Origin of the sequence: Streptomyces sp. NPDC048479 (genome assembly GCF_040651435.1) — a bacterium.
Lineage (GTDB): Bacteria > Actinomycetota > Actinomycetes > Streptomycetales > Streptomycetaceae > Streptomyces.
The window spans coordinates 22,957-34,989 of sequence record NZ_JBEZKA010000046.1 but is presented as its reverse complement, the minus strand read 5'-3'; the positions used below and the strand labels follow the sequence as shown (position 1 = coordinate 34,989).

Sequence of the window (12,033 nt, the reverse complement as noted above, 5' to 3'; positions counted from 1 at the left end):
CTGGTTACGGGTGGTACGGGTGCGTTGGGTGGTCGGGTTGCGCGGTGGCTGGCCGGGGCGGGTGTGGAGCGTCTTGTACTGACGAGTCGTCGCGGGCCGGACGCTCCGGGTGCTGCAGAGTTGATTGCCGAGCTGATGGATCTCGGTGTGCAGGCTTCGGTGGTGGCGTGTGATGTGGCTGACCGTGAGGCGCTGCGTGTTCTGTTGGAGTTGGAAGCGGGTTCGCTGTCGGCTGTGGTGCACACGGCCGGTGTTCTGGACGACGGTGTCCTGGACGCCCTGACTCCGGACCGTATCGACAGCGTTCTGCGCGCGAAGGCAGTGTCGGCCCGCAACCTCCACGAGCTGACGGGTGAGCTCGGTATCGAGCTCACCGCCTTCGTCCTCTTCTCCTCCGTCACCGGTACCTGGGGTACCGCAGGTCAGGCCAACTACGCCGCCGCGAACGCCTACCTGGATGCTCTGGCCGAGCAGCGCCGTGCCGATGGTCTCGCGGCCACGTCGCTCGCGTGGGGCCCGTGGGCCGAGAGCGGCATGGCCGCCGACGAAGCGATGGACGCGCGGATGCGCCGGGGCGGCGTACCGCCCATGGGTGGCGACTCGGCCGTCAACGCGCTCCAGCGGGCCCTGGGCGCGAACGACACCGTCGTCACGGTTGTGGACGTGGACTGGGAGCGGTTCGCGCCCGGCTTCACCGCCGTACGCGCAAGCAGGCTCTTCGCCGAACTGCCCGAAGCCCGGCGCGCTCTCGCCCAGCGAGGTGACACCGCAGGTCAGGGCGGCGGCGCTGCTGCCCATGGCCATCACTCGATGGCCCAGCGGCTGGCGGAGCTGTCCGCTGCCGAGCAGGACCGGTTGCTGCTTGATCTCGTACGCAGGGAAGTGGCCGCGGTACTCGGCCATACCGGAGTGGAAAGCGTCGGCGCGGGAAGGGCGTTCAAGGAGCTCGGCTTCGACTCGCTGACCGCGGTCGAGCTGCGCAGCAGGCTCGGCGCGGCCGCCGAGCTGCGGCTCCCGGCCACGCTGATCTACGACTACCCCACCTCCGCCGCCCTGGCGGAGTACCTGCGGGGCGAACTGTTCGGCACGAAGACCGTGGTGACCGGACCGGTGGCGAAGGCCGTCGACGACGATCCGATCGCGATCGTGGCCATGAGCTGCCGCTTCCCGGGCGGGGTGCGGACCCCGGAAGACCTGTGGCAGCTCCTGGCGACCGGCGGGGACGCCATCGGGGAGTTCCCGGCCGACCGTGGCTGGGACGCGGAGTCGCTGTTCGGGCCGCAGTCCGCGCAGGATGCCCCGTACGCCCGCGAGGGCGGGTTCCTCTACGACGCCGCGGACTTCGACCCTGCTTTCTTCGGGATCTCGCCGCGCGAGGCGGTGGCCATGGACCCGCAGCAGCGGCTCCTCCTCGAAACGTCATGGGAAGCCTTCGAGCGGGCCGGGATCGACCCGTCCTCGATGCGGGGCAGTCAGGCCGGTGTCTTCGTCGGCACCAACGGCCAGGACTACCTCTCGCTCGTGCTGAACTCCGCAGACGGCGGTGACGGCTTCATGAGCACCGGAAACTCGGCGAGTGTCGTCTCCGGTCGGCTCTCCTATGTGTTCGGTATGGAGGGCCCTGCGGTCACGGTCGACACGGCGTGCTCCGCGTCCCTCGTGGCGCTCCATCTCGCGGTGCAGGCACTGCGTAATGGTGAGTGCTCGCTGGCGCTGGCCGGTGGTGTGACGGTGATGTCCACGCCGGGCGCGTTCGTCGAGTTCAGCCGTCAGCGTGGTCTTGCGGAGGACGGCCGTATCAAGGCGTTCGCTGCGGCTGCGGACGGTACGGGGTGGGGCGAGGGTGTCGGCATGCTGCTCGTCGAGCGCCTGTCCGATGCACAGCGCAACGGCCACCCGGTGCTTGCCGTGGTCCGAGGCTCCGCCGTCAACCAGGACGGTGCGAGCAACGGACTCACTGCCCCGAACGGCCCGTCCCAGCAGCGCGTCATCCGGGCCGCCCTCGCCGGCGCGGGACTGTCGGCCGCGGATGTGGACGTGGTGGAGGCCCATGGCACGGGCACCAAGCTCGGCGACCCGATCGAGGCGCAGGCCCTGCTTGCCACCTACGGCCAGGGACGGCCTGACGGCCGGCCGTTGCTGCTCGGCTCGATCAAGTCCAACATCGGCCACACTCAGGCCGCAGCCGGCGTGGCGGGTCTGATGAAGATGGTGCTGGCGATGCAGCACGGGGTGCTGCCGCAGACCCTGCACGTCGACGAGCCGACCCCGCACGTCGACTGGACGGCGGGCGACATCGCCCTGCTGACGGAGAAGCGGGAGTGGCCGGAGACCGGCCGTCCGCGCCGGGCGGGCGTCTCGTCGTTCGGTGTGAGCGGTACGAACGCCCACACCATCCTGGAACAGGCACCGCCGGTCCAGGAGCCGGGCGAGTCCGGCGCCGAGCGACCGGAGAACAGCCCTGCCACCTCGGCGTGGGTTCTCTCGGGCAGGACCGAAGCGGCCCTGCGCGACCAGGCGGAACGCCTGCGCGCCCACCTCGACGCCCACGGCGACCTCCGCCCGGTGGACGTCGGTCACTCGCTCGCGACCGGCCGGGCAGCGCTCGACCACCGTGCCGTGCTCGTGGCAGGAGACCGCGATGAGTTCCGCCAGGCGCTGACCGCTCTGGCGACGGGCGAGTCCGCCACGCAGGTGGTACAGGGTGTGGCGGGCTCGGACCAGCAGACGGCGTTCCTGTTCACGGGGCAGGGCAGCCAGCGGCTCGGCATGGGACGTGAGCTGTACGAGGCGTATGCGGTGTTTGCGGATGCGCTGGATGAGGTGTGCGCTCGTCTGGACCTTGAAGTGCCGCTGAAAGACGTCCTGTTCGGGTCCAACGATGATGCTCTCGACCAGACGGCTTACACACAGCCTGCGCTGTTCGCGGTGGAGGTGGCTCTGTTCCGGCTGGTGGAGAGCTGGGGCCTGAAGCCGGACTTCCTGGCCGGTCACTCCATCGGCGAGATCGCCGCAGCTCACGTGGCCGGGGTGCTGTCCCTGGACGATGCCTGCACGCTGGTCGCCGCCCGTGGCCGTCTGATGCAGTCGCTGCCCGCCGGTGGCGTGATGGTCGCGGTGCAGGCATCGGAGGACGACGTTCTGCCGCTGCTCACCGACCGGGTGAGCATCGCCGCCGTCAACGGTCCGCAGTCGGTCGTCATCGCCGGCGACGAGGACGCGGCTGCTTCGATCGCAGACAGCTTCGAGGTTCAGGGCCGCAAGACCAAGCGCCTGACAGTCAGCCACGCCTTCCACTCGCCGCACATGGACGGCATGCTCGCCGACTTCCGCAAGGTCGCCGAGGGCATCTCGTACGAGTCTCCGCGCATCTCCATCGTCTCCAACCTGACCGGCACGCTCGTCACCGACGAAATGGGCTCGGCCGACTTCTGGGTCCGGCATGTCCGCGAGGCTGTCCGGTTCCTGGACGGCATCCGCACCCTGCAAGCCGCAGGCGTCACCACCTACATCGAACTCGGCCCCGACGGGGTCCTGTCCGCCATGGCCCAGGACTGCCTCACCGGCGACACGGACGCGAGCATCTTCGCGCCCGCCCTCCGCAAGGGACGTTCCGAGCCAGAGACCCTGACCACCGCCCTCGCCCACGCCTATGGTCACGGCTCGCCGGTCGACTGGCGAGCGTACTTCTCCGGTACCGGTACTGGTCCCCGCCGCGTCGACCTCCCCACCTACGCCTTCCAGCGTGAGCGCTACTGGGTCGATTCCTTCGCCGAGTTCGACGACGTCGCCTCGGTCGGAATCGGGTCGGCCGGGCATCCGTTGCTCGGTGCGGCGGTCGAGCTGCCCGACTCGGACGGGTTCCTGTTCACCGGGCGGCTTTCCCTCCGTACGCACCCCTGGCTCGCTGATCACGTGGTGGCGGACACCGTCGTGGTGCCCGGCGCCGCCTTCGTCGAGCTGGCGATCCGGGCAGGGGATGAGGTCGGGTGCGAGGTCGTCGAGGAGCTGACGCTCGAAGCGCCGCTCGGGCTCCCCGAGACGGGCGCCGTACAGCTCCGCCTCACCCTGGGAGCGGCGGACGGCCAGGGGCGCCGTCCGGTGCAGGTGCACAGCCGTGCGGAGGCGGCCGGTTCGGCCGGGCTCGCGGGCGGGGCATGGTCCCGTAATGCGAGCGGGCTCCTCGCCACCGGCACCGCCGGCGACACCGACGCCGACGCCGGTACGGCTGTCGGCGCCGACCAGTGGCCCCCTGCCGGAGCCGAGCAGGTTTCCATCGACGCGGTGCTCGACCGGCTGACGGCCGCCGGGCTTTACCACGGGCCTGCTTTCCGGACCCTGACCCAGGTGTGGTTGCGGGGCGAGGAGGTGTTCGCGGAGGCCCGGCTCTCCGACGAACTGCATCCGTCCGCAGGCCGGTTCGCTCTGCACCCGGCCCTGCTCGACGCCGCCTCGCAGGCGCTGGCGGCCGGTCCGCAGGGTGCGGCCGACGTCGGCGGCACGGGCAGGACACCGCTCGTCTGGCGCGGAGTGCGGCTGCACGCAGTCGGGGCGGACGCTCTGCGTCTGCGGATCACCCCGGGTGGAGAGGACACCGTCTCCGTCGCACTGGCCGACGAGCAGGGCGCGCCCCTCGCGTCGGTCGAGGCGCTGGTGACGGAGGAGGTCGACGCCGAGCGGTTCGCGGTCGTCCCGGACGGCGGCCACGAGTCGCTGTTCCGGCTCGGCTGGGTGCGGACAACGACTCCGGCGCAGCCGGCTGCCGCTGCCTTGACGGTCGTCGGCGATGTCGGCAGGGATGTCGGTTGTGACCGCGGCGGTGACGGTCGCTCCCTTGTGGGCGCGCTGGGGGCCACGGGTCTCACCGCCGAGGCGTACGACGATCTCGACGCGCTCGACGCGGCCGTCGCGGCCGGGCGGGCGATGCCGGAAACGGTGTGCGTTCCGTTCATCGCGGCCACGGATGCGCCTGCTTCCGCCGACTCGGCGGAGGAGGCCGCGCGCCTCGCACACGAGGTGCGCGAGGCGACGCACCGCGCGCTCGCGACGGTGCAGAGCTGGCTCGACAACGGCCGGTTCGCCCACGCGCGCCTGGTCGTCGTCACCCGGGGAGCCGTGGCCACGGACGGGGACACCGAGGCCGGCGACCTGGCGCACGCCCCGGTGTGGGGTCTGCTGCGCGCGGCGCAGACCGAGAACCCCGACCGGTTCGTTCTCATCGACCTCGACGGTGATGACGCCTCCTACCGGGCGCTGCCCGCTGCCGTCGCCTCGACCGAGCCCGAACTGGCCGTACGCGGGGGTGCGGTGTACGCCCCCCGCCTGCTCAGGACAAGCGCGGAGGCGGCCTCGGGCAACGGCCGCCGTATCGATCCCGAGGGCACGGTCCTCATCACCGGGGCGAGCGGCGGACTCGCCGCGCTCTTCGCGCGCCATCTGGTCGCCGAGCACGGCGTCCGGCATCTGCTGCTCACCAGCCGCCGGGGTGCCGAGGCCGACAGCGCGGCGGAACTCACCGCGAGCCTGGCCGAGTTGGGCGCGCAGGTCACCTGGGCGGCATGTGATGTGGCCGACCGGGACGCGCTGGCCGCGCTGCTCGAGTCCGTACCCGCCGAGCATCCGCTGACGGCGGTCGTGCACACCGCGGCCGTCCTGGACGACGGAGTCGTGGACCTGCTCACCCCCGAGCGGGTGGACCGGGTCCTGCGGCCCAAGGCCGAGGCGGCGCTCCATCTGCACGAGCTGACCCGCGATCTCGATCTGTCGGCGTTCGTCCTCTTCTCCGCAGCGGCCGGCACGCTCGGCGGCGCGGGGCAGGCCAACTACGCGGCGGCCAACGTCTTCCTCGACGCCCTCGCCCGGCACCGCAGGGCTCGCGGGCTCACCGCACTGTCCCTGGTCTGGGGCATGTGGGCCGAGGAACGCGGCATGGCGGGCCGGCTGACCGAGGCCGAGCTGGGCCGGGCCGCGCGCGGCGGTGTCGCACCGCTCTCGTCGGCGGACGGGCTGGCGCTCTTCGACGCGGCCCTCGCGGCGGACGAGGCCGTACTCGTACCGGTCGGGATCGACGTCCCGACCGTGCGGGCCCGTGCTGCGGACGGCGGCATCCTGCCGATGTTCCGCGGTCTGGTACGGACTCCGGTGCGCAGGTCCGCGCGGAGCGCGGGTCGTCCGGCGGAGGCCGTGGCCACGGACGGCGCGGGGGAGGAGCGGACGCTGGCCCAGCGGCTCACCGCGCTGTCGGCCGCCGAACGGGAGCGGACCGTACTGGACCTGGTGCGCGGTCAGGTGGCCGCCGTACTCGGATACAAGTCGGCCGAACTCATCGGTGGCGGGCAGGCGTTCAAGGAACTCGGCTTCGACTCGCTGACCGCGGTCGAGCTGCGCAACCGGCTCGGTGCGGCCAGCGGCCTGCGGCTGGCGGCCACGCTCATCTACGACTACCCGAACCCGGCCGCTCTCGCCCAGCACCTGCTGAGCGAGGTGGCTCCGGACACGGCGGAGCGCAAGATTTCCGTACTGGAGGAACTCGACCGGCTGGAGAGCACCTTCTCCTCGCTGGCTCCCGCGGAGCTGTCCGCGGCCGCCGGCGACGAGGCCGCGCACGCGCGGGTGGCGGTGCGCCTCCAGGCCCTGCTGGCCCAGTGGAACGACGCCCGTCAGGCGGAGGGTGAGACCGGAGCCAACCAGATCGAAGAGGCGAGCGACGACGAGCTGTTCGCCCTCATCGACAAGAAGTTCGGCCAGGGCTGAACCGTAGCCCCGGACGTACCGCCGGCACCCCCCGGCGGTACGTCCACCCCCTGCCTCCTGAGATATGCCCCCTCAGAAATGCCCCCTGAGATCTGCTCCCTGAGATCCGAGACCCGAGACATTCCGAGTACGTGCGAATACCTCCACGATCTCGACCATGCGAATAGGTGAAGCGCCAGTGGCGAACGAAGCAAAGCTCCGCGAGTACCTCAAGAAAGTCACGACGGATCTCGACGAGGCATACGGACGTCTGCGGGAAATCGAGAGCCAGGCCCATGAGCCCATTGCCATCACGGCGATGAGCTGCCGCTTCCCGGGCGGCGTGCGGTCTCCCGAAGAGCTGTGGGAATTGCTGCGCCACGGTGGGGACGCGCTCACCGAATTTCCCACGGACCGTGGCTGGGACCTCGACAACCTGTTCTCGGACGACCCCGACGACCAGGGCACGTCCGTCACCCGCGAAGGCGGATTCCTCGGCGACGCGTCCTCGTTCGACGCCGCGTTCTTCGGGATCTCGCCGCGTGAGGCCATGGCGATGGACCCGCAGCAGCGGCTGCTCCTGGAGACCTCGTGGGAGGCGTTCGAGCGGGCGGGCATCGACCCGCAGACCCTGCGCGGCAGCCAGTCCGGCGTGTTCGTCGGGATCAACGGCTCGGACTACCTCACCCCGCTCCTGGAAGCGGCCGAAGACTACGCGGGGCACCTGGGCACCGGCAACGCCTCCAGTGTGATGTCCGGCAGGCTCTCGTACACCTTCGGCCTCGAAGGCCCGGCGGTCACGGTCGACACCGCCTGCTCGGCCTCGCTGGTCGCCCTGCACCTTGCCGTGCAGGCGCTGCGCGCCGGGGAATGCTCGCTCGCCGTCGCGGGTGGTGTGCATGTGATGTCCACTCCGGGACTCTTCGTCGAGTTCAGCAAGCAGCGCGGGCTCTCCACGGACGGCCGCTGCAAGGCGTTCGCGGCCGACGCCGACGGATTCGGCCCGGCGGAAGGCGTGGGCGTCCTGCTGCTGGAGCGGCTCTCCGACGCCCTGAAGAACGGTCATCCGGTGCTTGCCGTGGTCCGTGGCTCCGCGATCAATCAGGACGGTGCGAGCAATGGTCTGACCGCGCCCAACGGTCCGTCGCAGCAGCGCGTGATCCGCCAGGCCCTGGCCAATGCCCGGCTTTCCACCGATCAGGTCGATGTCGTGGAGGCACACGGCACCGGCACCAGCCTCGGTGACCCGATCGAGGCACAGGCACTGATCGCCACCTATGGTCAGGACCGGCCGGCCGGCCGGCCGCTGCTGCTGGGGTCGGTCAAGTCGAACATCGGGCACACGCAGGCCGCGGCCGGTGTGGCCGGTGTCATCAAAATGGTGCTGGCGATGCAGCATGGCGTGCTGCCCCGGAGTCTTCACATCGACGAGCCGTCGCCGCACGTGGACTGGGAGTCCGGCGCGGTGTCACTGCTCACGGAGCAGACCGAGTGGCCCGAGACGACGCATCCGCGTCGTGCGGGTGTGTCGTCGTTCGGGTTCAGTGGGACGAATGCGCATGTGATTGTGGAGCAGGCTCCGGTGGTGGAGGAGTCCGGCGGGCCTGTGGTGTCTGTTGAGGGTTCGGGTCTTGCTGTGGTGCCGTGGGTGTTGTCGGGGAAGAGTGCGGGTGCGTTGCGGGCGCAGGCGGAGCGGTTGTCGGGCTGGCTTGCGGGTGCACCGGATGCTGGTGCGCTGGATGTGGGTTGGTCGTTGGCGTCGTCGCGGGCGGGGTTGGATCACCGGGCTGTGGTGCTGGGTGATTATGCGGCGGGTGTGGCTGCGGTGGCGTCGGGGGCGATGGCTGCGGGTGTGGTGACGGGGTCGGTCGTCGGGGGTAAGGCGGCGTTTGTGTTCCCGGGTCAGGGATCGCAGTGGCTGGGGATGGCTGTGGGTCTGCTGGATTCCTCGCCGGTGTTTGCTGCCCGGGTGGGGGAGTGTGCGAAGGCGCTGGAGCCGTTCACGGGCTGGTCGTTGGTGGATGTGCTGCGGGGTGTGGAGGGTGCGCCGTCGTTGGAGCGGGTGGATGTGGTGCAGCCTGCGTTGTTTGCGGTGATGGTGTCGTTGGCGGAGGTGTGGCGGGCTGCTGGTGTGCGTCCGGGTGCGGTGATTGGTCATTCGCAGGGTGAGATTGCTGCTGCGTGTGTGGCGGGGATTTTGTCGTTGGAGGATGCGGCGCGGGTGGTTGCGTTGCGGAGTCAGGCGATCGGCCGTCTGCTGGCGGGTCTGGGTGGCATGGTCTCGGTGCCTCTTGCGGCGGGGGATGTGCGGGAGCGGATCGCTCGGTGGGGTGAGGACCGGATTTCGGTTGCTGCGGTGAACGGGCCGTCGTCGGTGGTGGTTTCGGGCGAGGTCGAGGCCTTGGAGGAGTTGCTCGTCTCGTGTGAGGCGGACGGGGTGCGGGCGAAGCGGATTGCCGTGGACTATGCCTCGCATTCGGCGCAGGTGGAGTTGCTGCGGGAGGAACTTGCCGGGCTGCTTGCTCCGATTGCCCCGAAGGCGGCGGAGGTTCCGTTCCTGTCGACGGTTACCGGGGAGTGGGTGCAGGGTCCGGAGTTGGATGGCGGGTACTGGTTCCGCAATTTGCGTCAGACGGTGGAGTTGGAGCAGGCGACCCGGATGTTGTTGGAGCAGGGGTTCGGGGTGTTCATTGAGTCCAGCCCGCATCCGGTGTTGAGTGTCGGGATGCAGGAGACGGTGGAGGACGCGGGCCGTGAGGCTGCCGTTCTTGGGTCTCTGCGTCGGAATGAGGGTGGGCTGGAGCGTTTCTGGCTCTCCCTGGGTGAGGCGTATGTGCGGGGCGTGGGCGTGGACTGGGATGCGGTCTTCGCGGGCACCGGTGCTCAGCGGGTCGATCTGCCCACCTACGCCTTCCAGTCGCAGCGGTTCTGGCCCGAGGCGGCGCCTGTTGAGGCGGCTGCGGTTTCGGCGGGGAACGCGATCGATGCCCGGTTCTGGGAAGCCGTCGAACGCGAAGACCTCGAAGCACTGGCCGGCACCCTCGCCTTCGACACCTCCGATGCGATCGGTTCGTTGGAAACGGTCCTGCCCGCGCTGTCGTCGTGGCGGCGGCAAAGCCGTGAACAGTCCACCGTCGACGGCTGGCGCTACCGCGTCACCTGGAAGCGGATCCCCGAGCCCGCCACCGCCCGGCTCTCGGGCACCTGGCTGGTCGCCGTTCCCGAAGCCCTGACCGGGCCGGCCCACGCATGGGCCGAGGCCGTCCTGCGTACGGTCACCGATCGCGGCGCCGACGTCCGTACCGTGACCGTCTCCGCCGACACCGCCGACCGTGACCGGCTCACGGCGACGCTGAGGGCCGGGAAGGGCGAGACCGCGCCCGCCGGCGTACTCTCCCTCCTCGCCCTCGGCGGCGAGGGAGCCTTCGCCGCCGAGCTTGCGCTGTCCCAAGCCCTCGGCGACGCCGACGTGACCGCGCCCCTGTGGTGCGTCACGCGCGGCGCCGTCGCCACCGGCCGTTCCGAGCAGGTCGCGGACCCGGCGCAGGCGCTCGTTTGGGGGCTCGGGCGCGTCGCGTCCATGGAGCAGGGGGGACGTTGGGGTGGCCTGCTCGACCTTCCCGCCGACCTCGACGACCGTACGCTCGCCCGGCTCGCGGGCGTGCTGGCCGGTGACGGCGCCGAGGACCAGGTGGCGCTCCGCGCCTCGGGGTTCTTCGGCCGGCGTCTGGTCCGCGCGCGACTCGCGGACACCGCTGCGGTACGGGAATGGCGTCCGCAGGGCACGACATTGGTCACCGGCGGTACGGGCGCGCTTGGCGCGCATGTCGCCCGCTGGCTCGCCGAGAACGGCGCGGAACACCTGCTGCTCACCAGCCGCCGCGGCCTGGACGCACCCGGCGCGACCGAGCTCCGCGACGAACTGACCGCGCTGGGCACCCATGTCACCGTCACCGCCTGCGACATGGCCGACCGCGACGCCGTCACCGCCCTCATCGCGTCTGTCCCCGCCGACCAGCCGCTGACCGCCGTCATCCACTCCGCAGCGGTCGTGGACGACGGCGTCATCGAGACGCTGACCCCCGAGCAGGTGGAGGCCGTTCTGCGCGTCAAGATCGACGCGACGCTCCATCTGCACGAGCTGAGCCGTGATCTCGACCTGTCGGCGTTCGTCCTGTTTTCGTCCTTCGCGGCCACCTTCGGTGCCCCCGGACAGGGCAACCAGGCACCCGGCAACAGCTTCCTGGACGCCTTCGCCGAGTACCGCCGCGCGGCCGGACTGCCCGCCACCTCCATCGCCTGGGGCCCCTGGGGCAGCGCGGACGGCGACGACAGCGCTGCGGGCGACCGCATGCGCCGCCACGGCATCCTCGCGATGTCGCCCGAGCGGACCCTGGCTTCGCTTCAGCACGCCCTGGACCGCGACGAAACGACGCTGACCGTCGCCGACATGGACTGGAAGCGGTTCACCCTCGCCTTCACCGCCGACCGGGACAGGCCGCTGCTCCTGGAGCTTCCCGAGGCCCGGCAGATCATCGAGAGCGCGGAGCGTGAGTCCGCCGACGACCTGGCCGGAGGAGTGCCGCTCACCCAGCAGCTCGCCGGACTTCCCGAGGTCGAGCAGGAGCGGCTGCTCCTCGAACTGGTTCGTACCGCGGTCGCAGCGGTCCTCGGCCATCCCGACCTGGCGGCGGTCGAGGCCGGCCGGGCCTTCAAGGAGCTCGGCTTCGACTCGCTCACCTCGGTCGAACTGCGCAACCGGCTCGGCGCGGTGAGCGGGCTGAAGCTGCCCGCCAGTCTGGTCTTCGACCACCCGACGCCCGCCGCCGTCGCCGCCTATCTGCGTGCCGGGATCGTGCCGGACGCGGCGGCCGGTGGGGCCCCGCTGCTGGAGGAGCTGGACAAACTGGAAGCCGTACTGGAGCGGGGCACGGCCGACAACGTCGTACGAGCCCGGGTGACCATGCGGCTCCAGTCGCTGCTGGCGAAGTGGAACGAGAGCGAGGATCCGGCGGGCGCGGCGGCGCGGGCTGCGGCGGCCGACGGAAACGGAGCAGGAAGTGGGGCCGGGGCGGCGGACAGTGTCCTGGACGATGTCGAACAGCTCCAGGAAGCGAGCGACGAAGAGCTGTTCGCCTTCATCAACAAGGGTCTCGGCCGCGCCTGACCGGCGGCCGAATCCAGGGGGCCGGCCACCGCATTCGCCCATCGCCGTATCGAAGTGACCGAGTAACCAGGTATCGAACGGATACGGTTATTGACGGCGTGCCTGTTATTGGTCAGGATGGTCAGCCCCCTAGG

Annotated in this window: 2 protein-coding genes; both read left to right on the top strand. The window is 70.7% G+C overall.

Annotation, left to right across the window (positions count from 1 at the left end; genetic code table 11):
- Positions 1–6,753, top strand: a 6,753-nt coding sequence (locus AB0D12_RS37935; RefSeq protein WP_362693705.1) for an SDR family NAD(P)-dependent oxidoreductase, incomplete at its 5' end; no start/stop codon positions are given.
- A gap of 157 nt (positions 6,754–6,910) precedes the next feature.
- A complete protein-coding gene (locus AB0D12_RS37930; protein ID WP_362693702.1) occupies positions 6,911–11,899 on the top strand; it encodes a type I polyketide synthase in 4,989 nt (1,662 codons plus the stop codon).
- The last annotated feature ends 134 nt before the right edge of the window (positions 11,900–12,033 follow it).